Genomic DNA, 25563 nt, shown 5'->3' on the forward strand with positions numbered 1-25563 from the left:
ATGCGGGCCATTTCCGGCGTACCACGCCCTCTCGATAGCGATCCTCTTCATGCACACCCTTGCACAATTGCGCGCCGGCGAACTGTCGGGCATCACCCGGCTGGATCTGGTCGAAGGCCTGACCGAATTTCCCCGTGAGATCTTCGACCTTGCCGATACCCTGGAGGTGCTCAACCTGAGCGGCAATGCGTTGAGCAGCCTGCCGGACGACTTGCATCGCCTGCCGCATCTGCGCGTGCTGTTCTGCTCCGACAACCGGTTCACCGAACTGCCCGAGTGCCTCGGTCAGTGCCAGGCCCTGAGCATGATCGGCTTCAAGGCCAACCGGATCGCCCGAGTGACCGGTGCGGCCCTGCCACCGCAGCTGCGCTGGCTGATCCTGACCGACAACCTGATTGAAACCCTGCCGGACGAACTGGGCGAGCGCCCGCTGCTGCAAAAGCTCATGCTCGCCGGCAACCGTCTGCGTGCCCTGCCGCCATCGTTGAGCCAATGCCATCGACTGGAACTGATCCGCATCGCCGCCAACCAACTGACAGAATTGCCGCAATGGCTGCTGACGCTGCCGAGCCTGACCTGGCTGGCCTACGCCGGCAATCCGCTGGAAACCGAAGCCGATGCCGCCGCACTGCAAGCCACCCCGCTGATCGACTGGTCGAGCCTGCGTCTGCAACAGCGTCTCGGCGAAGGGGCGTCCGGGGTGATTTCCAGGGCTGCGTGGCAACCGGCCGGTCAGCCCGAACGCTCGGTGGCGGTCAAACTCTACAAGGGCGAGATGACCAGCGATGGTTCGCCGTTGCACGAGATGAATGCCTGCATCACCGCCGGCCTGCACCCGAATCTGATCCGGGTCGAGGGTCGTATCGGCCATCATCCCGAAGACCGGCAAGGCCTGGTGATGCAACTGATCGATCCGAGCTATCGCAACCTCGCTGCGCTGCCGAGCCTGGCGTCCTGTTCACGGGATGTCTACGCGGGTGATTGCCGCTTCAGTGCCGATGTCGCGTTGCGCATCGCCCGGGGTATCGCGTCGGTCGCCGAGCATTTGCATCAACAGGGCATCACCCATGGCGATCTGTACGGTCACAACATTCTGTTGAACGAGGACGGCGACTGCCTGCTGGGGGACTTTGGCGCAGCCTCGTTCCACGCCACCACCGACAACCTGGAAACCCGCGCACTGCAACGCCTCGAGGTGAGGGCGTTCGGGATCTTGCTGGGGGAATTGCTGGCGCGAATCGACTCGGGATTGAGCGATGGCCAGCGTCAGGCGCTGGAGGAGGTGGAGCGGCGCTGCTGCCAGCCGGATGTGCTGCGCGGCCAGGCTTCAGTGAAGTCATTGAGATGCTGGAAACGCTGTGACCGAACAAACCCTGTGGCGAGGGAGCTTGCTCCCGCGGGATGGCGAAACCATCCCGATTGCGGTGACTGCTGCGCAGTCGAGCGGGAGCCAGCTCCCTCGCCACAGTTCAGCTTCGCAACAAGATCAGCCGGCCAGGCCGACGAACATGTCCTGCACGTCGTCGTGGTTGTCGAGGCCTTCGAGGAACGCCTCGACTTCTGCCATCTGCTCGTCGGTCAGGCCGCTGACCGGGTTCTTCGGCTGATAGCCCAGCTTGGCCGACAGCACGGTGAAGCCTTGTTCCGGCAGGGCTTTCTGCACGGCGTCCAGATCGGTCGGGTCGGTCAGGAACAAGGTCGCACCTTCTTCGCCCGGCTCGAAATCCTGCGCACCGGCTTCGATCGCGGCCAGTTCCGGATCAGCGTCCGGGGTGTCCGGCGTGGCTTCGATCATGCCGACGTGGTTGAAGTCCCAGGACACCGAGCCGGATGCGCCCAGTTGGCCCTTGCGGAACGCCACGCGGATTTCCGCCACGGTACGGTTGATGTTGTCGGTGACGCACTCGACGATCAGCGGGACCTGATGCGGCGCGAAACCTTCGTAAGTCACGCGATGGTACTGAACGGTCTCGCCCAGCAGGCCTGCGCCTTTCTTGATCGCGCGATCCAGGGTTTCCTTGGGCATCGAGGCTTTCTTGGCCTGTTCGACCACCAGACGCAGGTGTGCGTTGGTGGCGGTATCGGCACCGTTGCGGGCCGCGATGGTGATTTCTTTCACCAGCTTGCCGAAGATCTTGCCCTTGGCGTTGGCTGCCGCTTCTTTGTGTTTAACCTTCCACTGTGCGCCCATTACTCACTCTCTTGATCTGTGGCGCCGAGACATCTATTGGCCGACGCGTGGCGCCAAGTTTATACGGCCTAAAGTCGGCAATCGACCAAAAAATCCGCTGCTGTCGACATCTTCTACGCACCTTGTAGGGCGATTCTGAAAAACCGCTTTCCAATGCCCCTTTCCCGCCGTGGTTTCGTACCCTCTGCCGCCCGTATTACCCGACAGAGCCCGTACGAATGCTCAATGACAAGGAAAGTCCCTTCACTTTGACCCTCATCGAGGGTGGCCTGAGCCTGCCGGTGCAGCGGTTTCGCGGCCATGAAGCACTGAACCGGCCCTTCCGCTTCGAGATAGACGTCATTGGCCTGGCCCCGCCCCTGGCCCCGGCTACCCTGCTCTATGCGCCAGCCTATCTGCACCTGGGGGAGGATCATGGCATTCACGGCACCCTGCACAGTGCCAGTTGCGAACATCGCGGAGCCCATCGGATCGGTTACCAGCTGGTGCTGGCCCCCCACTTGCTGCAACTGCAACAGCAGCCCCGGCGCCGGGTGTTCACCCGATCAAGTGTTCCGGACATTCTTGAACAACTGCTCGTCGAGCATCGTCTGCCCGCGCACGGTTACCGGTTCGACCTGACGACAGGCCACTACCCGCCGCGCCCGTTCTGCATCCAGTACGACGAATCGGACCTGGCGCTGTTGCAGCGTTTGTGCGAAGAGGAAGGCATCCACTATCACTTCGAACACCGACCGGACGGCCATGTCGTTGTGTTCGCCGACGACAGTCTGAGCCTGGCGCAGCAAGCGGTGCCGATCCCCTTCAGCATGGAACCGGAGCCGCCGTCGCCCGCCCTCAGTTCTCTGTTTCAGCGTCACGATGCGGTCATGGTGCAAATCTCGCCCGGCGTCCGTGATCGAGGGTACTTGAGCAATGCTGACGAGGCTGCCAATCATCCACCGGGAGACCCGCTGCCCGTGCACGGCATTGCGACGAGCGAGCAACGCTACGCCGACCAACGCAGCCGACGCCAACTGGAACGCCAGCGTTGCCGGTATCGATGTCTCCATGGCCGCAGCGACTGCACCCGGTTACTTAGTGGCCGCCTGCTGCAGGTTACAGATCATCCGGTGGGTGGGTTCAATGACCAATGGTTGCTGACCGAGTTGCATCACCAGGGACAACAACCTTCGATTCTCGACACGACACCCGCATCCCGTCGCTACCACAACGACTTCACCGCACAGCCATGGCAGAGCGAGTTTCGACCTGCACTTCGACAACCGCGCCCGAGCATTCCGGGGTATCAACCGGCCCGGGTTCTTGGCCCGACCGGACAGCCGCCGCAATTGGACGATCAGGGACGAATCGCTGTCCGGTTATGGCCTCGACAGAGCGTGAATGCCGACGATGACGGGTTATGGCTGGCGATTGCCATGGTCGGAGGTGGCGGCCCGATCACTCGGGAAGCACTGCCCCGCGCCGGCAGTGAAGTCTGGGTGAGTTTCCTCGACAGCGATCCGGACCGCCCGATTCTGTGCCTGGACGTCGGCCACGTTCGTGCGACGCAGCCACCGTCGGAGCCGCTCGATGACGATCTGCTGCTCGACTGGCTGCTCAACCGCACCCCGCCTTCAGCCTGATGTTCAGGCCTTGTCGGCCTTGCCCGCAGCCGCTGCGAATTTCGCCAGGCGTACGTCCAGATGCCGAGGACGTCGTCCATGATCCTCGGCGCGTTCCTTGCGGCGAATCGCGTTGCGCACCATCAAGGAACCCAGATAGCGGATCGGCTCCGGCGGAAAATAGCCCAGCGGCCCGTTGACCAGCGGCGAGCGCGTCCAGGGGTTGTCGAGACCTTGCACCAGCGAGGCGAGAATCTGTCCGCCCATGTGGCACGGTCCGACGCCACTGCCGGAATAACCGAAACCGTAGAACACATTGCCGCTGGCGCTCATCTGACCGAAAAACGGCAGACCGGTGACCGAACGATCCGAAGGGCCGTTCCATGTCGCGTCGATCTTTACATCGGCGAAGGCCGGGAAGAAATCGTCGAGGCTGCGCTTGAGCAACCCGGCGTATGGCGATGGCCGGTCGAACACCGGCAACATCCGGCCGCCGTAAGCGAAGGTATTGCCACCCTTGCCGAGCATGATCCGGCCATCCGGAGTGTTGTGGTAGTAATGCACGAAAATCCGCGAATCCAGCACGGTCACGCCGCTGGTCAGGCCGATCTCCTGCAACAGCTCCGGACGCGGTTCGGTGATCAGCATGTCGCTGGAAACGATCGCCACGCTGCGCTCGAACTGCGCAAAAGCACGGGCCATCCAGGCATTCATCGCCAGCACCACGCGATCGGCGACCACACACCCACTGGCCGTATGAAGGCGCGCCGGACGCCCTTCCTCCAGCCCGGTCATCGCGGTGTTTTCATGGATCCTGACGCCCAGTTGCAGCGCCACCCGACGCAAGCCACGCACCAGTTTGCCCGGCTGCACGCTGGCGGCTGCCGGTGAGAACCAGCCTTCCAGATGCTTGTCGGAGCCGGCCATACGCCGGACATCGGCGACGGGACGTTGGGTGAACGAGTTGATGCCGTTGCGCTCGAGTGCCGCAATCACCGCATCGGTCGAGCCGCATTGCGCCTGATTGGTGGCGGTGTAGAGCGTACCGTCGAGGCGGTAATCGGCCTCGACACCGTAGTGCTCGCAGAACTCGCCGATGGCATGGATGCTGCGCTCGGACTCCTTGACCAGCCGTACCGCCTCTTCGACGCCGAACAGCCGCTCCAGGGTGAAATACTTCGCCGACCACGACAGCGCACAACCGCCGTTGCGCCCGCTGGCGCCGGCGCCGCAGATGTCGGCTTCGATCAGCAACACATCGAGCTCGGGGTTCTGTTGCTTGAGCATGATCGCGGTCCACAACCCGGTGTAACCGCCACCGACGATGCACACGTCGGTGCGCACCTCACCTTGCAGCGGCGGGCAAGGCTCGGATGTATCGAGCTGCAAGGCCTGCTCCAGCCAAAACGGTCTCATGAACATTCTCCAGTCAGTCGGCCACGGCACAGCCTGCCGCGAATGCCGCAGCAGGCCGCGAGGCAGGGTTGATTCAGTTGCGCAGGGGTTTGATGGTCAGGGCCCGATTGGGCACCGAGGCACGGGGTTCCATGACGCCGACCGGGCGACTGTTCCAGTGCGGAATCAACACCAGCGCGGAAAACAGCGCACAACCGGCGAACACGATGAACACCGTCACCGAGTCGAAGTAGCCCGGCAGCAACCCGCCGAGTACCGCGCCGACCGAGCCGCAACCGTTGACGAATCCCGCCGCCGTGGCGCCCGCCCTGGCCTTGCCGAAATCGATGGCGGCCGCGCCGCTGATCATCGAATCCGGGCCGTACAGGGTCAGGCCCATGACAAAGAGCAAGGCCACCACCAGCAACACGCTGCCGGTGTGCAAGGCACCCATGAACAGCGCCAGCGTCACGGTCAGTGCCAGCAGGCTCAACACGCAGGCCGGCATGCGCCGGGCGCCGAACAGTTTGTCCGAGGCCAGACCGATCATGATCGGCCCGAGCAGCCCGGCAAGTTCAAACGCAGTCGGAATGATCGCCGCGCCGACCTTGCCGACTGCCGGCATCTGCTCGAAGACGATCACCGGGCCCCACAACAGAATCGCGTAACGCGCCGGTTTCAGCAGAAAGTACGCCAGCCCCAGCACCAGCACCGTGCGGTTGCGCAGGATTTCCTTGAGCGGCTCCCAGACACTGAGCTTGCTGTCGGCAGCGGTTTGCTCGGCACTGAGTTCCGGCTCCGGCTCCACGGCGGGCAGTCCGACGTCTTCCGGTCTGTTGCGCTGAAAGATGAAGAACAACAGCGCCACCACGGCCACCACGGCCGCACTTGAAATGAACGCCGCATGCCAGCTGCCGATCAGCGTGTAAGCCCACCAACCGGCGAACGGTGAGGCCACCAGGCCGCCGAAGGCGTAGCAGGAACTCCATAACCCGAGCACTCGCCCGCGCTGTTCGGCGGGGAAGAAACTGCCGAGGTTCTTGCACAGGCCCGACCAGCCGGTGGACTGCGCCAAGCCCTGGATCAGCATGCAGGTGGCGAAGATCGGCAATGTCGCGAAACTGCCCATCACCAACGCCGCAGCGGCGGATATCAGCAAGCCACCGAGCACCACGACCCTGGGACCGAAGCGGTCGGCGAGCATGCCCCAGGTGAATTGCCCGATGGCGTAGGCCGCCAGGTAAATTGCATCGAGGTTGGCCATGGCCATTTTGTCGAGGGTGAAACCCGGGTCTTCGGCGATGCCCAGTTTGGCCACCGAAAAGGCTTTGCGGGTGAAATAGAACGCGGCGTAAGCGAGCCAGGTGACAGCGAAGATCTGCATGCGCCAACGCGCAAGGGTGCCGATGTGCTTGTTCATTGTGGTTCTGACCTCAGGGTGTGAGTGTGCCGGCAGAATCGTTAAGTAAACGCCTGTGTTTTTTATTGTTGAGCACTGCGATATCACCCCGTCCCTTCGGCGATACCGGTCAGATGAGTCCTGCTGTTGCACGCACGGGCTCATGGCCAGCGTCACTGCCCGACCGGGCAGTCAGCGTTGGCGTGAGCGGATCAAAGCAATTACTGTTTAATAAATAAAATCGATTTATCGTATTTCACAAATAAGCTCCGCTTGTTACCGAGGTCAGCCATGTCGGTTTCCCACGCCCAGCTCAAAGCCTTTCATGCCGTCGCCGTACACGGAAGCTTCACCAAGGCCGCCGAACGGCTTTACCTGACGCAACCGGCGATTTCCGACCAGGTGCGCAAGCTCGAAGAACGCTTCGGCGTGTTGCTGTTCCATCGCAACAAACGCTCGGTGCGCCTGACGGATCTGGGCGAACGTTTGCTGGCAATTACCCAGCGCCTGTTCGTGGTCGAAGCCGAAGCCCAGGAGTTGTTGCAGGAATCCCAGGCCCTGCAGACCGGCAGTCTGATTTTGGCGGTGGATGCGCCGGTGCACGTGTTGCCGCAGATTGCGCGGTTCTGCGAGCGCTATCCGGGGATCAGCGTGAAGATCGAGACCGGCAATACCGATGAATCGCTGTTTCGCCTGTTCAACTATCAGGCCGATCTGGCGCTGCTCGGGCGAGATGTCAGCGATGAACGCCTGCTGTGCGTGCCGCTGCGCAATGATCCGATGGTGGCATTTGTCTCGCGCCATCATCCATGGGCCACGCGCGAATCGATCTGCCTGCAGGATCTGGACGACACACCGCTGGTACTGCGCGAACATGGCTCGGTCACCCGTCAGACCCTGGAAGAAGAAATGGCCCGCGCCGGTTTCCGCATCCGTCCGGCGATCCAGGTGGAAGGCCGGGAAGCGGCGCGGGAAGCCGTGGTTGTGGGAATTGGCGTGGGGGTGGTGTCGGCAGCGGAGTTTGGTGCGGACGCGCGGGTCTGCGCACTGCCGATCACCGATTGCACCCGGCGATTGACCGAGACACTGGTGTGCCTGCGCGAACAGAGTTCGCGGCGAGTGGTGGCGACGTTTCTTGAGATGGTTCGCGAAAGCCTTGTGTAGTCAGTTCAGGCCCCTTCCCGAGCAAGCTCGGTCCCACCTGGAGCCGCGGCGTGCACAAACCCTGTGGGAGCGAGCTTGCTCGCGAATGGCCGCGATACGGTTATCAGTTGGGCGCCAACCCGAAAAACGCCTGAATCAAGCGCAATTCCCGCCGCCGCTCCACGCAGCCGATCATATGCCGATTGACCAACCCTTCTCCCGCAATGGGAATCGCGACGACCCGGGGGTCATGACTGACCTCCACCGACGACACCACACCAACCCCCAGCTCAGCCGCCACCGCTTCGGTAACGGCCTCGCGGCTATCGAGCTCCAGCAACACCCGTGGATTGACCGATGCCTGCGCACAGGCCTGATCGAAGGTGCGACGGGTAATCGAACTCGGCTCGCGCAAGACCATGATCACCTGATCCAGCTCCTTGAGGCTCACTTCACCACGGCGTGTCGCCCATAAATGCCCCGCCGGCACCAGCGCACAGATTCGCGATTCATTCAGCGCCTGCAAGTGCAACCCCTTGCGCGGTTCGACCTCGGTCAACACGGCCACGTCTGCATGTTCCGACAACAGTGCCGCCAGGGTTTCCTGGGCATTGCCCAAACGCAGATTCACCGTGATGCCGGGATACCTCGCCCGCAGGCTGGCAAGCATCGGCATGACCATGTGCGGGCCGTCCGCCGCCACTTCGAGACGTCCGCTGAGCAATTGCCGATTGGCTTCGAGCAGCGCCTGGGCCTCTTCGGCCATGCCGAACATCGCCCGGGTGATTGCCGCCAGTTTGGTGCCCTCCTCCGTCAGTTCGACCCGACGTGCCGTCCGTCGCAACAGGGTGATCTGATAGTGCTCCTCCAGCGCCTTGATGTGCCCGGTGACCGCCGGTTGGCTGATGAACAGGCGTGCGGCGGCACGGGTGAAGCTGCCTTCCCGGGCCACGGCGTCGAAGGCGCGGAGCTGGAACAGGTTCATGAATAACCCTCACTGATGGCTGGCATAACAACAAACAATTTGATTGATGATCCGCCGAATTGCAACGTATGCCCCGTAGCTTCATCCCACAGCGCTATCGCGAGGACACACGAATGAGTACTGCCGCACCCATCCTGCTCACTCCCGGCCCGTTGACCACCTCGGCCCGCACCCGCCAGGCGATGATGGTCGACTGGGGTTCATGGGATGACCGCTTCAATAAGCTGACCGCCAGCCTCTGTGAGCAACTGCTGGCGATCATCGACGGCGCCGACACCCACCACTGCGTGCCTTTGCAGGGCAGCGGCACGTTCGCCGTCGAAGCCGCCATCGGCACCCTCGTCCCCCGCGACGGCAAGGTGCTGGTGCTGATCAACGGCGCCTACGGCAAGCGTCTGGCGAAAATCTGCGAAGTGCTCGGCCGCTCGTTCAGTACCTTTGAAACCGCCGAGGACGAACCGACCACCGCCGCCGACGTCGACCGCCTGCTGCGCGCCGACACGGCCATTACCCACGTCGCGCTGATCCACTGCGAAACCAGCACCGGCATCCTCAACCCGCTGCCGGACATCGCCCAAATCGTCGAGCAACATGGCAAACGCTTGATCATCGATGCCATGAGTTCCTTTGGTGCGCTGCCGGTGGATGCCCGGAAAGTCCCGTTCGATGCACTGATCGCCGCCTCCGGTAAATGCCTGGAAGGCGTGCCGGGCATGGGCTTCGTGTTTGCCCGCAAGGAATCCCTGGCGGCTGCCGCCGGCAACTCCCATTCGCTGGCGATGGACCTGTTCGATCAGCACAGCTACATGCAGAAGACCGGCCAGTGGCGCTTCACCCCGCCGACCCACGTGGTCGCCGCGCTGCACGAAGCCCTGCTGCAGTACAACGAAGAAGGCGGCCTGCCGGCACGACATGCGCGTTACGCCGCCAATTGCCAGGCGCTGATGGAAGAGATGGGCAAACTCGGCTTGCGCAGCTTCCTGCCCGCCGCGATTCAGGCGCCGATCATCGCGACCTTTCACGCACCGAAAGATCCGCGCTACCAGTTCAAGGACTTCTACGAACGGGTCAAGGCCAAGGGTTACATCCTCTACCCCGGCAAGCTGACTCAGGTGGAAACCTTCCGCGTCGGCTGCATCGGCCACGTCACCCCGGCGCAGATGCGCGAAGCCGTCGCGGCGGTGGGTGAAGTGCTGCGCGAGATGGAAGTCCTGGAAATTTAAGCAACACCACAAATCCCCTGTGGAGCGGGCTTGCCCGCTCCCACAGGGACAGCGAACTCCGAATTGCTTGTTCTCACAGGAATTTCTGCCATGAATTACAACAACCCTAGCAAACTGCAAGCCGCCATCCTCGACTGGGCCGGCACCGTCGTCGATTTCGGCTCTTTCGCCCCGACCCAGATCTTCGTCGAAGCCTTCGCCGAATTCGATGTTCAGGTCTCCATCGAAGAGGCTCGCGGCCCGATGGGCATGGGCAAGTGGGATCACATCCGCACCCTGTGCGACCTGCCGCAGGTTGCCGAGCGCTATCGCAAAGTGTTCGGTCGCAACCCGACCGACGATGACGTGACCGCGATCTACAACCGCTTCATGCCGCTGCAGATCGAGAAGATCGCCGAGCACTCGGCGCTGATTCCCGGCGCGCTAGAGGCCATCGCCAACCTGCGCCGGCAAGGGATCAAGATCGGCTCATGCTCGGGCTACCCGAAACAAGTGATGGACAAAGTCGTGGCGCTGGCCGCCACCAATGGCTACGTCGCCGATCACGTCGTGGCCACCGACGAAGTGCCGAACGGCCGACCATGGCCGGCGCAGGCCCTGGCCAACGTGATTGCGCTGGGTATCGATGATGTCGCCGCCTGCGTGAAGATCGACGATACCGTGCCGGGAATCCTCGAAGGTCGCCGCGCCGGGATGTGGACGGTGGCGCTGATCTGCTCCGGCAATGCACTGGGTCTGGACTACGAAGGCTTCCGCGCACTGGGCAGCGACGCACTGGCCAGCGAACGCAAGCGCATTCATGCACTGTTCGAAGGCTCGCGTCCTCACTACATGATCGACACCATCAGCGATTTGCCGGAAGTGATCGTCGACATCAACAAACGCTTGGCCAACGGCGAGATGCCACAAAGCAGCTGATTGCACAGCCTGCGGCAAAGAAAAACGCCGGTGTCTGCCCGACACCGGCGTTTTTTTATGGGCAAACTGCTGATTTCGCGCAATGAAAGCATTTTCAGACACGCGCAAATCGGCCAAAGCGGATTACAGTTAAGGCATGCCGTCGCTCAAGAACGGCACGTTTCGACCCTGATCCGTGAGGAAATACCGTATGCCGTGGACAAGTTCAGAATCACGCTACAGCACCGTGTCAGTCCTGTTGCACTGGTTGATGCTGGTGCTGTTGGTGCTGGTTTACGCCAGCATGGAATTGCGTGGCATCTTCCCCAAGGGCAGCGGTGGCCGCTCGCTGATCCGTGAGGTGCACTACATGCTGGGACTGACCGTGTTCGTGCTGGTGTGGTTTCGCCTGCTGGCACGCAGCATCGGCCCGGCGCCGAAGATCTTCCCCGCTTCACCGCTGTGGCAGACCGCGCTCGCCCGACTGATGCACTGGGCGCTGTACCTGTTCATGATCGCCATGCCGATCCTCGGCTGGCTGATCACCAGTGCCGAGGGCCATCAAGTGATGTTCTACGGTTTCGACCTGCCGCTGCTGGTGCACGAAGACAAAGCCTTTGCCAAGCAGGTTGAACACTGGCACGTGCTGATCGGCAATATCGGCTATTGGCTGATCGGCCTGCATGCACTGGCGGGGCTCTATCACCATTACGTGGTAGGCGATAACACGCTGCTGCGGATGATGCCCAAGCGCAATCAGGGCTGACCATCGAATCCACGCCGGCCCTGCAAGCCGCCGGTGTGGACGAAGATCAGTCGCGTGCCACCGGCAAAGCGGCCCGCCTCGATGTGTTGCTTGAGCGCGAGCAGGGCCTTGCCGGTATACAGCGGTTCGAGGGGAACGCCGCAGACCTGCTCGGTCTGCGCGATGAACTCAAGCAATGCCGCATCGACTTTGGCAAAGCCGCCACGGCTGGCGTCGATCAGCTCATAGCCTCCAACCTCACCGACAATCGCTTCGACATTGGCCGCGACGCCGTGATCGCCGGGCACGGCCAGTGCGCCGTACACCGTGCGTTGACCGCCCTGCACCAATACCAGACCGGCCAGCGTGGTGCCAGTGCCACAGGCCAGCCACCAGCCGTGAAAGTCGTCCCAGCCGATCCTCTCCAATTGCGCGCAGACCTGATCCTTCAAGGACGCGCAACCCTGCGCCCCCGGCAACCCACCACCACCTTCGGGCACCGGATGCAGCGTCGGGTATTGCGTCAGCCACGGCTCCCAAAACCCCGGTTCGAGCCGCGCCCGATAACCGCCATAACCGAGCCAGTGCAGCTGCATGCCAAAATCCTGCAGATCCCTGACCGTCGGTGTGTCTTGCGGATGCCCGCGCAGCAGACCGACCGTTGCGAACCCCAGGCGCTTGCCTGCTGCGGCCAGTGCGTGCAGATGATTGGAATGCGCGCCACCCAGGCTGATGATGCCTTGCGCGCCCGCACGGTCGGCGGCTTTCAGGTGTTCGACGAGTTTGAACCACTTGTTGCCGCTGATCAGCGGATCGATCCGGTCCAGACGCAGGATCGCGACTTCAATGCCGGCGGCAGTGAGCCAGTCCAGATGAAGCGGTTCGAGGGGGGCTTGAGGTAGCCAGTCAGCGGGGGGAAGAAGCATTGGCGAATTATCAATCTAAATAAAGCCAGCATTGTAGTGGCTCTAAAGACGCCATCGCGAGCAAGCTCGCTCCCACATGGCTTTGTGCAGCTCACAACCTCTGTGAACGACGCAAAACCTGTGGGAGCGAGCTTGCTCGCGATGGTCGCTGGCACGTTGGACCTGGTTGCAGCCTTACAGCTCGGCGGCCAGACGCGAACCCTGATTGATCGCACGTTTGGCATCCAGTTCGGCCGCGACATCGGCGCCACCGATCAGGTGCACGTTCTGCCCGGCTTCGAGCAGACCGTCGTGCAGCTCACGCAGCGGATCCTGGCCGGCGCAAATGACAATGTTGTCCACCGGCAGCACTTGCGGCTCACCGGTTTCGCCGATGCGGATGTGCAGACCTTCGTCGTCGATCTTCAGGTATTCGACGCTGTTGAGCATCTGCACCTGCTTGTTCTTCAGGCCGGTGCGGTGAATCCAGCCGGTGGTCTTGCCCAGACCGTCGCCGACCTTGGACTTCTTGCGTTGCAGCAGGAACACGTCCCGGGCCGGTGCGTGCGGTGCAGCCTTGATTCCGGCCACGCCCCCACGGGCTTCCAGATTCGTATCGATGCCCCACTCTTTCCAGAACGCGGCGCGATCCTGGCTGGTGGCCACGCCTTCATGGACGAGGAACTCCGACACGTCAAAACCGATACCGCCGGCGCCGATCACCGCCACACGCTTGCCCACCGGTTTACGCTCGAGCAGCACATCCAGGTAGCTCAGCACCTTGGCGTTTTCGACACCCGGAATCGCCGGCACTCGCGGCACAATGCCGGTGGCTAGAATGACTTCGTCGTACCCGCCCTCCACCAGTTTTGCCACGTCGACGCGGGTGTTCAGGCAGACCTCGACATTCGTGGTCTGCAGCTTGCGTTTGAAGTAGCGCAGGGTTTCGTAGAACTCTTCCTTGCCCGGCACACGCTTGGCGACGTTGAACTGGCCACCGATCTCGCTGGCCGAATCGAACAGCGTCACCTGATGCCCGCGCTCGGCGGCTACGGTAGCGGCGGACAGACCCGCCGGGCCGGCACCGACCACGGCAATCTTCTTGATCTGCTTGACCGGCAGGTAGTTGAGTTCAGTCTCGTGGCAGGCACGCGGGTTGACCAGGCAACTGGTGAGCTTGCCGCCAAAGGTGTGGTCCAGGCAGGCCTGGTTGCAGCCGATGCAGGTATTGATTTCATCGGCACGGCCGGCGGCGGCCTTGTTGACGAAGTCCGGGTCGGCGAGGAACGGCCGGGCCATCGACACCATGTCGGCATCGCCTTCGGCGAGGATCTGCTCGGCGACTTCCGGGGTGTTGATGCGGTTGGTGGTGATCAGCGGGATACTCACCGAGCCACGCAGTTTGGCCGTGACCTTGGTGAAGGCCGCACGCGGCACTTTGGTGGCGATGGTCGGAATCCGCGCCTCGTGCCAGCCGATACCGGTGTTGATAATCGTCGCACCGGCCTGCTCGATCGCTTTGGCCAATGTGACGATTTCTTCCCAGGTGCTGCCGCCTTCCACCAGATCGAGCATGGACAGACGGAAGATGATGATGAAGTTCGGACCGACCGCTTCACGCACACGGCGAACGATTTCCACCGGCAGGCGCATGCGGTTTTCGTAGCTGCCGCCCCAACGGTCGGTGCGGTGGTTGGTGTGGGCCGCGAGGAACTGGTTGATGAAGTAGCCTTCCGAACCCATGATTTCCACGCCGTCGTACTCGGCGGTTTGGGCCAGTACCGAACAGGTGACGAAATCGCGGATCTGTTTTTCGATGCCTTCTTCGTCCAGCTCTTTGGGCTTGAACGGATTGATCGGCGCCTGAATGGCGCTCGGTGCGACCTGTTTCGGGCTGTAGGCATAACGGCCGGCATGGAGGATCTGCATGCAGATCTTGCCGCCCGCTTCATGCACGGCGCGGGTGACGATGCGGTGCTTGAGCGCTTCCTCTTCGGTGGTCAGCTTGGCAGCGCCGGAATACACACCGCCCTCGTCGTTCGGGCCGATACCGCCCGTCACCATCAGGCCGACGCCGCCACGGGCCCGCTCGGCAAAGTACGCCGCCATCCGCTCGAAGCCACCCGGCTTCTCTTCCAGGCCGGTGTGCATCGACCCCATCAGGGTGCGGTTGCGCAGCGTGGTGAATCCCAGGTCCAGCGGGGCCAGCAGGTGCGGGTAAGTGGCGGTCATCGGTAACTCCACAGCGAGCGATCACGGAAAATGCGGGAGCTCTGCGTCCCCCGTCAGTCATGCTCGACAGCCTAAGAGTCGCATCGCTGTCACTCAATGACCGTAACTGACAAGTTATTGATCCAAATGCGCAGCGGCCCTTGGCAAGCGCAGGCATGGGCCCTACCCTAGTCCCACACCCTGTACCCGGTTGTTGTTGGATTTCATGCGCAAACTTCTGTACCTGACCTTTTCCATGGCGCTGGTCGCCGCGCTCACCTTCTACGCCATGTGGGCGGCTGACCGCCCGACCGGTCACTACCTGTCGGACCTGCGGATCAAGCTGGCGGTCGATCAGGGCACCCGCGCCGATCGCGGCAACCTGCTGGGAATCCAGCCGGAACTGTTCCCCACCGACTATCAAAGTTCCGAACGCCTGCACCGTAAACTCGCGGCCTATCTGCAACAGGCGCAGGATCAGGGTTTGCTCAATGAAAAAACCGTCGTGGTGCTGCCCGAGCATATCGGTACCTGGCTGATGATCAGCGGCGAAAAAGACGAGTTGTACCAGGCACCCACTCTGGAAGAAGCGATGAACTGGCTCGCCGCCAGCAACCCGTTGCAGTTCGCTCGCGCCTGGCTCTCCGCCAGTGGCAGCAGTCGCCTGGATGACGCCCACTTGCGAATGAAATCCCGAGACATGGCCAAGGACTATCAGTTGCTGTTCGGCGGTCTGGCCAGGGAATTTCATATCACCCTGGTGGCCGGCTCGATCGTGCTGCCGGAACCCGACATCATCGACGGACGGCTCAAGGCCGGTCATGGCGCGTTGTATAACACCAGTGTGGTGTTCGGTCGTGACGGCGCCCCACTCGGCCAGCCACAACGGCAGATGCGACCGATCTTCGATGCGGGAACCGGCGATGTATCACAGATCAACGTGGTCGATACCCCGGCCGGACGCCTCGGCGTGCTGATCGGCAACGACAGCTGGTATCCGGACAACTATCGCAGGCTCGACGCGCAAGGCGCGCAACTGATCGCAGTGCCTGCCTTCGTCATCGGCCATGGCGCGTGGGATCTGCCCTGGCAGGGTTACAGGGGCTTGCGGGCGCCGGATTCGGTCAACCTTAAACCGGGAGAGATCAGCGAGGGCCAGGCATGGCATCGCCTGACCCTGACGGCACAACCACCGGGCAGCCAGGCGATTGCCGGCATGAGCGTGTTCCTGCGCGGGCAGTTCTGGGATAAACCGGGATCCGGGCAGAGTTTTCTCAGCAGCAATGGCCAGCAGTTCGCTGACGGTGAAGCCCGTGGCGCACGCTTGCTGAACCTCTGGTTATAAGCCATGAAGCCGCTGCCGATGCGCCTCGGGGATCTGTCAGTGGGGTTCGTCCACAGCCTGGCCGATGCCGTGCAAAGTCATGGTGTCGATCCGCATCCGCTGCTTGAGCAATACGGCCTTGATACTGCGCGGCTGGCCGAGGCCGGGGCACGCCTGTCGATCCCTCGCTATATGCGCCTGGGCCATGGCGCAATCCAGTTGACCGGCGATCCGGCCCTCGGTTTGCGCATGGGCCGGCTCAGTCGCCTGAGTCAGGCCGGGCTGGCCGGTGTCACGGCGGCGCAAGCCCCGACCGTGCGCGAAGCCGCTCGTTGCCTGACGCGCTTCGAACCGTTGTATGGCTCCAATTATCGCGGCCAGTCGAGTTTCCATGAGGACGCGAACGGCGCCTGGCTGCGTTTCTATTCGATCAGCCCGTACAACGCCTACAACCGCTTTGTGGTGGATTCGATCATCGCCGGCTGGCTGCAGCAGTTATCCAGCGTCAGCCTCGAACCGCTGCGTGCAGAACGCATCGAAATCGAATTCGAGACACCGGATTACCGTGACGCCTACGCCGTGCTGGGCGAATGCCCGATCCAGTTCGGCGCCGAACACAATCAACTGCGCCTGAACCTGGCCAGCCTGGCCCGGCGCAATCCACAACACTGCCCCAGCACCTGGAAACATCTGCTGCAACTGTGTGAACGGGAACTGGAACAATTGACCCGCACCCGCAGCCTGCGTGAACGCATCACGCAATTGCTCGGGCCGTTGCTCAATGGGGGTCGCGAACCGGACCTGGAAGAAGTGGCGGCACGCCTGAAGCTGCCGACCTGGACGTTACGGCGAAAACTGGCCGAAGAAGGCACGCAATTTCGCGCGATCCTCAACGATACTCGCCGTGATCTGGCAATGACCTACATCCGCGACACGGAACTGGCGTTCGGCGAGATCGCCTACCTGCTCGGTTTTGCCTCGGCCGAAGCCTTCCAGCGCGCCTTCAAGCGCTGGAACGGGCAGACCCCGGGCGAGTTCCGCCGCAGCCATCGCAAGACCGGCTGAAACCTCAGAGCTCGGTGGCGTCTTCCGCAGGCTCCGGTGAATCCAGCTCGTAAGCCTGGAATTCGAGCAGTTCTTCCTGATAGTCATCCATCGCGTAATCCCCCTGACCGCCAACCTGAAAATGGCCTGGCACAATCGACCAGTGCCCCGAGCATAAGGCGCTCGCATGAAGGAAAAATGAAACACGGCCTTCATGAAACAAACGTAGCAGCCGGTCAGGAATTTATCGCGGGATTTTCCGATGAAAATGACATGGGCCCGGCAGCAGCCGAACCCATGGCGTGAAGATCACTGCCCGGAGGGCGGCATGGCCGGAATCGGCTCGGAAGGTGGCGGCAGGTCGGCTGGATTGGCCGGTGGCGTGATGACTTCGGTTGCCGGTCCCGGTGTTGGAACCAGCTCCGAGCCAGGTGCCGGCGTAATCGGCGCAGCTTCGGCGGGTGGAACGACCGGCTCGGAGCTGACCGGTGCCGGCTCTGCAGCGGCAGGAGTCGCAGCGGGCGCGGCGGCAGGTGCCGGTTCAGTCGCCGGTGTCGGCGCCAGCGCTGCCGGTGCCGCCTTGGCTTCAGGCACACCGAGGTCGGTTTTCGGTTTCTCGGTAATGTGTGCGGCCTTCTTTGCTTCGGCTGGCAGGAACAATTCGACCAACGAGAAGAAACGCTCGTAGAACTTCTGCGAGGACACGGTTTCGCTGGCCACCTTGACCATCGAGTCGTCAGAGGAACCGATCGGCATCGACACCGAACCCAGCACACCCACCCCCAGGCTGGCCGAGTTGTTGGTTTTCTTCAACGCGTAGCGGTCCTGCAGGGCGTTGGCGAACACCGTCGCGTGGTGTGCGGCACTGCCGTCATCGGTACACACCACGTTGAAGCTGATCTCCATGTGGGTTTCACCGGTCTGCTGGAAGCTCTTGTGCCCGCTGACCAGTTTCGGGTCGCTGCTGGTGATGATGTAACCCTGACTGAGCAAGGCACGGCGTGCCGCTTCGCAACTGGCTGTATCGTTGACCGGGTAATTGCGCGAAAAGGTGCCGGAGTCGTCGAAGTTCTCATGCTCGTAGATAGGCTTGTCCTTGGAGCAGCCGGCAGCGGCGGTCAGCAACAACGCCAACCCGAAAAAACGCACGGGAATAGAATTCAACATTAAACATCCTGAGGGAAAACGGTCCGGGGCGTATTGTGCAACATAACGTGGCCCTGCGGCGTACCGATTAGTGTCTTAAAACAGTTACAACGCTATTGACCGTCGACGACAGGAAAAAGTCGCGTTGACAGGTGATCGATGAACACCCGCAATTTCGCGGTGGCATGACGGCTCGACGGCCACAGGATCCAGAACTGTCCGACGTGCTCGATGTGATGATCGAGCACCCGCTGCAGACGCCCCTGACGGTGCGCTTCATGGATCATGAAGTCCGGCAGGCAGGCGATTCCCATGCCTGCCAACGCCGCATGCTGCACGGCTTCTATCGACGTACTGACCAGGCGTGTCGGCAAGCGTGGCTCGCCAGTACCCTCCTCATGCTTCAGCGGCCACGGCTCCAGTTTGCCGGTGGCGTGAAACGTGTGGCGCAAACAGGCGTGCTGCGCCAGATCCGCAGGTGTCTGCGGCACGCCGCGTGTTTGCAGATAGGCCGGACTCGCGACCAGGACCATATGAAATTCGCCCAGCGGTCGCGCCATAAGCCGCGAATCCCGGGGTTTTCCGGTACGAATCACGGCGTCGAAGCCCTCCTCGACCACATCGACCATGCGATCGGTCAGGTCCAGGTCCAGCTCGATCTGTGGGTACAAGGCCATGAACTCGTTCATCACCGGCATCACCAGTTCATGCACCTGAGGCAGACTGACCCGCAGCCTGCCATGGGGTGCTGACGCGGCGTCGCACAGTTCGAACTCTGCCGCTTCGACCTCCGCCAGAATCTTGCGGCAACGCTCGAGGAACAGCGCACCTTCGCTGGTCAGTGTGATGCTGCGGGTGGTGCGATGGAACAACCTCACGCCCAGTCGCGCCTCCAGCCGCGCAATGCTCTTGCCGACCGCCGATGAAGACACCCCCTGCAAGCGGCCGGCCTCGGTGAAACTGCGGGTTTCCGCCACCTGCACAAAAACGGAAATGCTGCCCAGACTGTCCATTCTTTTTCCCTGATTCACGACATTCCTGTCCGAGATGTTCGGAACCCTAACCTGTTTTTCCCGAATATGCAGCGCCCTACCCTGTGGCCTTCATCTCCCTCGGCCACATGGATGCTGATTCATGAACGACACACCGCTCACCTCTCCCTCCCTTGCCAGACCCGCCGAGCGTAACGACCGGTTGCCGTTGGGTGCGTTGCTGGCACTGGCTACCGCCGGTTTCATCACCGTGTTGACCGAAGCCATGCCTGCCGGTCTGCTGCCACAGATGAGCACCGGCCTCGGCGTCTCCCAGGCCCTGATCGGGCAATTGGTCACCCTGTACGCCATCGGCTCGATACTGGCCGCCATTCCGCTGACCATCGTCACGCGCGGCTGGCGCCGCCGACCGCTGCTGTTATCGGCCATTGGCGGCTTTGCCATCGCCAACAGCGTTACCGCGCTGTCGGAGGTTTATTGGTTGACGCTGGCTGCACGTTTCCTGGCCGGCGTATTCGCCGGGCTGCTCTGGGCGTTGCTGGCCGGATACGCAAGCCGTATGGTCGAACCCCGGCTGCAAGGTCGCGCAATTACCGTGGCCATGCTCGGCGCGCCGCTCGCCCTGTCGCTGGGCATACCGGCGGGGACGCTGCTGGGCACCGCCGTCGGCTGGCGCCTGAGCTTCGCGATCATGACCGGCATGACCCTTCTGCTGGTGATCTGGGTGCGCTGGCAAGTGCCGGATTTTGCCGGTGAACGGGCTGGCAAACGACTGCCACTGCATCAGGTCCTGATCTTGCCGGGCGTGCGATCAGTGCTGTTCGTGACGCTGTCCTACGTGGTCGCGCATAACCTTCTGTACACCTACATCGCGCCATTCCTGGAGCCGTCCGGTCTGGGCAGCGAAATTGACCGGGTGTTATTGGTGTTCGGTCTCGCCTCGGTGCTGAGTCTGTGGATCGTCGGCAGCCTGATCGATCGCTGGTTGCGGCAACTGGTGCTGAGCAGCGCGACACTGTTCATGCTGTCGGCGATTGCACTGGCCTTGTGGCAGGAACAGCCTGGCGTGGTCTATGCCGCGACGGCTGTATGGGGGCTGGCGTTTGGCGCGATGCCTTCACTGTTGCAGACGGCCTCGGCGAAAGCCGCCGCAGAGGCGGCAGACACCGCACAATCGATGCTGGTGACACTCTGGAACGTGGGCATCGCTGCCGGCGGGCTGGCAGGCGGCCTGCTGCTCAACGTGCCAGGCGTGCAGACGTTTCCCTGGATCGTCACCGGTCTCTTGCTACTGACTCTGTGGACGACCGCAAATGCCCGCAAGCATGGCTTTGCGCGCAGCGAATAGCGCGCAGAAAAAAGCCCCGGATTTTCATCCGGGGCTCATTTCCTGCCGCTCAGTCAGACATCAGAAACGCTTGATGTCCGCTTCGCTTTCCAGTTGCTTGCGGTACGCCGCGAAGTCCTGCTGGCCTTCACGAGAAGCGAGGAAACGACGGTATTGCGCTTTCTCTTCATCGGTAGGCGCAGCGGCTTCGTTTACTGCATTCAGACGCACGATGGTCAGGCTGCCATCCGGCAGTGTCACGCTGCTGAAAGTCGGCTTGTCCTTGGCTGCCGGCTTCGGCATACGGAACAGCGCTTGCAGCACCGCAGGATCGACACCTTCCTGAGCGCGGGTGGCCGCCTGGGTGGCTTTCCAGTTCTGACCGTCGATGGCCTTGTCGAGCGGCATCTTGCCGTCGCGCAGATCAGCGATCAGTTGCTCGGCCTTGGTCTTGGCCGCCGCACTCGCGTGCTCTTTGGCCAACTGGGTGCGAATGGCGGTCGCCACGGCCTCCAGCGGCAGTTGCGCAGGCTTGAGGTGTTCCTTCACGCGCAGCACGATCACGGTTTCCGGGTCCAGCTCGATGGCGGTGCTGTTGGCACCATCATCCAGCACTTCGCTGCTGAATGCGGCAGTGACCACCGCGCGGTTGGCTGCAACACCTTCACCACCTTCACGGCCGAACGGCTTGGAAGTGTGTACCGTCAGTTTCAGGTCCTGCGCCGGTTGTGCCAGATCAGACGCCTCGAACGACGAGTCTTCCAGTTGCTTGGTCGCCTCGACGAAACGCTGCTCGACCTGCTGGGCCTTCAGCTCGCGGGTCAATTTGTCTTTCAGGCTGGCCAGGGTCGGCACTTCAGGCGCTTCGACACCCAGCAGCTTGATCAGGTGGAAGCCGAAGTCGGTGCGAACCGGTCCGGATACCTGATCCTTGGAGAGCGCGTACAGGGCTTTCTCGAAGGCCGGATCATAGACGCCAGGACCTGCAAAACCGAGATCGCCGCCATTGTTGGCCGAGCCCGGATCCTGCGAGAACTCCTTGGCCAGCGCTTCGAATTTCTCGCCCTTGGCCAGTCGTGCCTGAACTTCCTCGATCTTCGCCTTGGCCTGCGCCTCGGTGGTCTTGTCGTTCACCTCGATCAGGATGTGCGCCGCGCGACGCTGTTCCGACAGGTTGGCGATTTCTTTCTGATACGCCGCCTGCAGCTCTTCGTCCTTGACGGTGACCTGATCAAAGAACGAGGACTTCTTCAGCTCGAGGTAATCGATGACCACCTGATCCGGAGTCATGAACTCCTTGGCGTGCTCGTCGTAGTAGGCCTTGACCTCATCGTCGGTCAGCTTCACCGCAGCCGGGTCAGCCTTGACGTTCAACGAAGCGAAATCACGGGTCTGCTTTTCCAGACGGGCGAAGGCCAGAACTTGTGCGTCGGTGACAAAACCGCTGCCGGCCACACCGGCGCGCAGCTGGCCGATCAGCATTTCCTGAGCCAGCATCTGGCGGAATTGCATCCGGCTGTAGCCCAGCTGGCGGATCACCTGGTCAAAGCGGTCGGAGTTGAACTTGCCATCGACCTGGAACTCAGGCGTTTGCAGGATCACTTGATCCAGAGCAGCGTCCGAGAAAGCGAATTTCGATTGTTCTGCACCTTGCAGCAGCAGCTTGCGATCGATCAAACCCTTGAGGGCCGATTCGCGCAGCATCTTTTCGTCAAGCAAGGAGGCATCGAAGTCCTTGCCCAGCTGTTGCATCAGCTGACGGCGTTGCATGTCAACGGCCTGGCTCAGCTCGTTCTGGCTGATTTCTTCACCATTGACCTTGGCTGCCTCGTTCTTGTGAGTGGCGGCCTTGAAAATGGCGTCGAAACCGGTCAGGGCCATCAGTACGACGATGACCCCGATAATGGTCTTGGCAATCCAGCCTTGTGAATTGTCCCTGATGTTCTGCAGCATGCGTCCCCCATAAACGGTTGAACTTCAAAAATTGGGCAACCGTGGAGCGTGGGTAGAATCCGGATAGAAGAAAGGCGCATCCGAGGATGCGCCTTCTCGTAACTGGCGGAGCGGACAGGGATCGAACCTTCGATCCCGGTGTAGCGGACAATCATTCCAGACAGCCTGCTCTACCGCTCCGCTGCCAGGTCAGGCTTGACCCCGACCCGGATGGGTAAAAACCTGAATCAAACTTAGTTGACGGCTTCTTTCAGGGCTTTACCGGCTTTGAAACCTGGTTTTTTAGCCGCTGGAATTTCCAGCGTCTTGCCGGTCTGTGGGTTACGGCCGGTACGGGCTGGACGGTCGGTTACCGAGAAAGTACCGAAACCTACCAGAACTACGGAGTCGCCAGCCTTCAGAGCGCCAGTGACGGATTCGATTACAGCGTCCAGCGCACGGCCAGCAGCAGCTTTCGGGATATCAGCGGATGCAGCGATAGCATCAATCAGTTCCGACTTGTTCACTCTAAGTCCCCTTATATCTATTTGAGTATGATTCTAAGTTTTTTGGTGAAAGCAAAAACGAGTGCTGAATGGCCTACAGACACTTAAGAGCCGCTTTATAACAAGGGCTCTAAAAAACTGTCAACAAGCCCCCCAGCCAAATACGTATTAATGCGTGCTAATTCTTTCCTTGGAATCGGACTCGCGTTTTTCATCCTTCGCGACAATCTCCGGAGCCACATCCGGCAAGGGCTCCGGCGCGTATTGCAGCGCAATTTGCAGGACCTCGTCAATCCATTTAACCGGTTTGATCTGCAGATCCTGCTTGATATTGTCAGGAATCTCCTTCAGATCACGCACGTTCTCTTCCGGAATAATCACGACCTTGATTCCGCCACGGTGCGCGGCCAGGAGTTTTTCCTTCAGGCCGCCAATGGCGAGAACTTGACCGCGCAGGGTAATTTCGCCGGTCATGGCTACATCGGCACGCACAGGAATACCCGTCAAAGCGGACACCAGTGCGGTACACATGCCTACACCGGCGCTCGGGCCGTCTTTCGGTGTAGCGCCTTCCGGCATGTGGATGTGCGTATCGCGCTTCTCGTGGAAGTCCAGAGGAATGCCCAGGCTCTTGGCGCGGCTGCGGACCACGGTCTGGGCTGCAGTGATCGATTCGACCATGACGTCACCCAGCGAACCGGTCTTGATCAACTGCCCCTTGCCCGGCACGACGGCTGCTTCGATGGTGAGCAATTCACCGCCGACCTGAGTCCAGGCCAGGCCGGTCACCTGACCGATCTGATCCTGCTGTTCGGCCAGACCGTAACGGAATTTACGCACGCCGAGGAAGTGTTCCAGCAAATCGGCTGTCACTTTCACCGAGAAACGTTTTTCCAGGGCATGTTCCTTGACCGCCTTGCGGCAGACCTTGGCAATCTGCCGCTCGAGTCCACGCACACCGGCTTCACGAGTGTAGTAACGGATGATGTCGCGGATCGCTTCTTCGTCGAATTCCAGCTCGCCCTTCTTCAGACCGTTGGCTGCAACCTGCTTTGGCGACAGGTACTTGACGGCGATGTTGATTTTTTCGTCCTCGGTGTAACCCGGCAGACGAATCACCTCCATCCGGTCCAGCAGTGCCGGCGGAATGTTCATCGAGTTCGAGGTGCACAGGAACATCACATCCGACAGGTCGTAATCGACTTCCAGATAGTGATCGTTGAAGTTGTGGTTCTGCTCCGGATCGAGCACCTCCAGCAACGCCGACGCCGGATCGCCCCGCATGTCGCTGCCCATCTTGTCGATTTCGTCGAGCAGGAAAAGCGGGTTGCGAACGCCCACTTTTGTCATCTTTTGAATCAATCTTCCTGGCATCGAACCGATGTAGGTACGACGGTGACCACGGATTTCCGCTTCGTCACGCACGCCACCGAGGGCCATGCGCACGAATTTACGGTTGGTGGCATGGGCGATCGACTCCGCCAGCGAGGTTTTACCCACGCCCGGAGGACCGACCAGACACAACACCGGGCCACGGATCTTCTTCACACGCTTCTGCACGGCGAGGTATTCAAGGATGCGCTCCTTGACCTCCTCCAGACCATAGTGATCGGCATCGAGAATGTCTTCAGCGCGGGCCAGGTCCAGACGCACCTTGCTCTGAGCCTTCCACGGCACCTGCACCAGCCAGTCGATGTAAGAACGCACAACGGTGGCTTCGGCGGACATCGGCGACATTTGCTTGAGCTTGTTCAGCTCCGCGGTGGCCTTGGCCAGGGCGTCTTTCGGCAGACCGGCAGCGTCGATACGCTTTTTCAGGTCTTCGATTTCGTTGTGGCCTTCATCACTGTCACCGAGTTCTTTCTGAATGGCCTTCATCTGCTCATTCAGGTAATACTCGCGCTGACTGCGCTCCATTTGTTTCTTGACCCGACCACGGATGCGTTTTTCGACCTGCAGCAAATCGATTTCGGCATCCAGCAAGGCCAGGACGTGCTCAACACGGGCCGGCAGGTCGATGATTTCGAGGATTTCCTGCTTCTGCTCGATCTTCAGCGCCATATGTGCAGCCATGGTGTCCACCAGGCGGCTCGGCTCATCGATGCTGTTGAGGGACGACAGGACTTCAGCCGGGACTTTCTTGCCCAGCTGGACATATTGTTCGAACTGCGACAGCAGCGTACGTACGAACACTTCAGACTCGCGTTCGGCCGCATCGACCTCTTCGATCAGCGCCACTTCGGCCCGGCAGTGGCCATCGACTTCGCTGAAGCGCTCGACGGTGCCGCGCTGCTCGCCTTCGACCAGAACCTTCACGGTGCCATCGGGCAGTTTGAGCAGCTGCAAGACCGTGGCAATGGTACCCACGCGATAGAGGGCATCCTCTCCGGGATCATCGTCAGCCGGGTTTTTCTGGGCCAGCAGCAGAATCTGCTTGTCACCCGTCATCGCGGCCTCAAGGGCTTCGATGGACTTCTCGCGCCCCACGAACAGCGGGATAACCATGTGCGGATACACCACGACATCACGCAATGGCAGGAGAGGCAATTCGATGGTTGTCTTCATGATTTCGCCTCTACGGCGGCCATATGGCC

20 protein-coding genes and 1 pseudogene are annotated in these 25563 nt (G+C 61.4%); 9 read left to right on the plus strand and 12 right to left on the minus strand.

Going from position 1 to position 25563, the window contains the following annotated elements:
- The first annotated feature begins 49 nt into the window (after nt 1-49).
- Nucleotides 50-1362: pseudogene (locus BBF94_RS25605) on the plus strand (leucine-rich repeat-containing protein kinase family protein).
- 124 nt (nt 1363-1486) lie between these two features.
- Here the strand turns inward: BBF94_RS25605 and BBF94_RS25610 are convergent.
- Nucleotides 1487-2191, minus strand: coding sequence for a YebC/PmpR family DNA-binding transcriptional regulator (locus BBF94_RS25610; protein WP_065261716.1), 705 nt, complete (start codon nt 2189-2191; stop codon nt 1487-1489).
- A 218-nt stretch (nt 2192-2409) separates the two neighbouring features.
- Between BBF94_RS25610 and BBF94_RS25615 the strand changes: the two genes are divergently transcribed.
- Nucleotides 2410-3816, plus strand: a complete 1407-nt coding sequence (locus BBF94_RS25615) for a type VI secretion system Vgr family protein (protein ID WP_065261717.1) — start codon at nt 2410-2412, stop codon at nt 3814-3816.
- 3 nt (nt 3817-3819) lie between these two features.
- Here the strand turns inward: BBF94_RS25615 and BBF94_RS25620 are convergent, their stop codons facing one another.
- Complete coding sequence (locus BBF94_RS25620; RefSeq protein WP_141676630.1) at nt 3820-5217, minus strand: FAD-dependent oxidoreductase; 1398 nt, start codon at nt 5215-5217, stop codon at nt 3820-3822.
- A gap of 67 nt (nt 5218-5284) precedes the next feature.
- Nucleotides 5285-6610, minus strand: coding sequence for an MFS transporter (locus BBF94_RS25625; protein ID WP_065261719.1), 1326 nt, complete (start codon nt 6608-6610; stop codon nt 5285-5287).
- Between the two features lie 270 nt (nt 6611-6880).
- On the opposite strand from BBF94_RS25625, the gene BBF94_RS25630 reads away from it, so the two are divergent.
- On the plus strand, nt 6881-7753 hold the full coding sequence (locus tag BBF94_RS25630; protein WP_065261720.1) for a LysR family transcriptional regulator: 873 nt from the start codon (nt 6881-6883) through the stop codon (nt 7751-7753).
- Between the two features lie 103 nt (nt 7754-7856).
- On the opposite strand, the gene BBF94_RS25635 is transcribed toward BBF94_RS25630, so the two are convergent.
- The gene (locus BBF94_RS25635; RefSeq protein WP_065261721.1) at nt 7857-8717 is read right to left on the minus strand and encodes a LysR substrate-binding domain-containing protein; all 861 of its coding nucleotides are present in this window, start codon (nt 8715-8717) and stop codon (nt 7857-7859) included.
- Nucleotides 8718-8830: 113 nt separating this feature from the next.
- Between BBF94_RS25635 and BBF94_RS25640 the strand changes: the two genes are divergently transcribed.
- The 3 genes from BBF94_RS25640 to BBF94_RS25650 all read left to right on the plus strand — a co-directional run bounded on the left by BBF94_RS25640 (nt 8831) and on the right by BBF94_RS25650 (nt 11603).
- The gene (locus BBF94_RS25640) at nt 8831-9940 is read left to right on the plus strand and encodes a 2-aminoethylphosphonate--pyruvate transaminase (RefSeq protein WP_065261722.1); all 1110 of its coding nucleotides are present in this window, start codon (nt 8831-8833) and stop codon (nt 9938-9940) included.
- Nucleotides 9941-10030: 90 nt separating this feature from the next.
- Nucleotides 10031-10858, plus strand: coding sequence for a phosphonoacetaldehyde hydrolase (gene phnX, locus BBF94_RS25645; RefSeq protein ID WP_065261723.1), 828 nt, complete (start codon nt 10031-10033; stop codon nt 10856-10858).
- Between the two features lie 190 nt (nt 10859-11048).
- Entirely contained in the window at nt 11049-11603 is a 555-nt protein-coding gene (locus tag BBF94_RS25650) for a cytochrome b (RefSeq protein WP_065261724.1), read from the plus strand.
- On the opposite strand, the gene BBF94_RS25655 is transcribed toward BBF94_RS25650, so the two are convergent.
- Nucleotides 11594-12508, minus strand: coding sequence for a 1-aminocyclopropane-1-carboxylate deaminase/D-cysteine desulfhydrase (locus tag BBF94_RS25655; protein ID WP_065261725.1), 915 nt, complete (start codon nt 12506-12508; stop codon nt 11594-11596). The two genes, BBF94_RS25650 and BBF94_RS25655, sit on opposite strands and share 10 nt — an antisense overlap.
- A 174-nt stretch (nt 12509-12682) precedes the next feature.
- Nucleotides 12683-14719: an oxidoreductase gene (locus BBF94_RS25660; protein WP_065261726.1), complete on the minus strand. Its 2037-nt coding sequence runs from the start codon at nt 14717-14719 to the stop codon at nt 12683-12685.
- Nucleotides 14720-14924: 205 nt separating this feature from the next.
- Between BBF94_RS25660 and BBF94_RS25665 the strand changes: the two genes are divergently transcribed.
- Together BBF94_RS25665 and BBF94_RS25670 are read left to right on the plus strand one after the other, a co-directional pair.
- Entirely contained in the window at nt 14925-16043 is a 1119-nt protein-coding gene (locus BBF94_RS25665) for a nitrilase-related carbon-nitrogen hydrolase (protein WP_065261740.1), read from the plus strand.
- Nucleotides 16044-16046: 3 nt separating this feature from the next.
- Nucleotides 16047-17087 carry an AraC family transcriptional regulator gene (locus BBF94_RS25670; protein ID WP_065261727.1) on the plus strand — a complete coding sequence of 347 codons (1041 nt, stop codon included), beginning with the start codon at nt 16047-16049 and terminating at the stop codon, nt 17085-17087.
- Between the two features lie 4 nt (nt 17088-17091).
- Here the strand turns inward: BBF94_RS25670 and BBF94_RS28275 are convergent, their stop codons facing one another.
- The 3 genes from BBF94_RS28275 to BBF94_RS25680 all read right to left on the minus strand — a co-directional run bounded on the left by BBF94_RS28275 (nt 17092) and on the right by BBF94_RS25680 (nt 19225).
- Nucleotides 17092-17220: a hypothetical protein gene (locus BBF94_RS28275; RefSeq protein WP_263970172.1), complete on the minus strand. Its 129-nt coding sequence runs from the start codon at nt 17218-17220 to the stop codon at nt 17092-17094.
- 155 nt (nt 17221-17375) lie between these two features.
- Nucleotides 17376-18233 carry a DUF2242 domain-containing protein gene (locus BBF94_RS25675; protein WP_065261728.1) on the minus strand — a complete coding sequence of 286 codons (858 nt, stop codon included), beginning with the start codon at nt 18231-18233 and terminating at the stop codon, nt 17376-17378.
- Nucleotides 18234-18325: 92 nt separating this feature from the next.
- On the minus strand, nt 18326-19225 hold the full coding sequence (locus BBF94_RS25680) for a LysR family transcriptional regulator (RefSeq protein ID WP_065261729.1): 900 nt from the start codon (nt 19223-19225) through the stop codon (nt 18326-18328).
- A gap of 121 nt (nt 19226-19346) precedes the next feature.
- Between BBF94_RS25680 and BBF94_RS25685 the strand changes: the two genes are divergently transcribed.
- Nucleotides 19347-20552, plus strand: coding sequence for an MFS transporter (locus BBF94_RS25685; RefSeq protein WP_065261730.1), 1206 nt, complete (start codon nt 19347-19349; stop codon nt 20550-20552).
- A 60-nt stretch (nt 20553-20612) separates the two neighbouring features.
- Here the strand turns inward: BBF94_RS25685 and BBF94_RS25690 are convergent, their stop codons facing one another.
- The 3 genes from BBF94_RS25690 to lon form a co-directional block, all read right to left on the minus strand.
- The gene (locus tag BBF94_RS25690) at nt 20613-22484 is read right to left on the minus strand and encodes a SurA N-terminal domain-containing protein (RefSeq protein ID WP_065261731.1); all 1872 of its coding nucleotides are present in this window, start codon (nt 22482-22484) and stop codon (nt 20613-20615) included.
- 233 nt (nt 22485-22717) lie between these two features.
- The gene (locus BBF94_RS25695; RefSeq protein ID WP_003183171.1) at nt 22718-22990 is read right to left on the minus strand and encodes an HU family DNA-binding protein; all 273 of its coding nucleotides are present in this window, start codon (nt 22988-22990) and stop codon (nt 22718-22720) included.
- 147 nt (nt 22991-23137) lie between these two features.
- Nucleotides 23138-25534: an endopeptidase La gene (lon, locus tag BBF94_RS25700; RefSeq protein ID WP_065261732.1), complete on the minus strand. Its 2397-nt coding sequence runs from the start codon at nt 25532-25534 to the stop codon at nt 23138-23140.
- Nucleotides 25535-25563 lie beyond the last annotated feature (29 nt).

Origin of the sequence: Pseudomonas bananamidigenes, assembly GCF_001679645.1 — a bacterium.
Taxonomy (GTDB): Bacteria; Pseudomonadota; Gammaproteobacteria; order Pseudomonadales; family Pseudomonadaceae; genus Aquipseudomonas; species Aquipseudomonas bananamidigenes.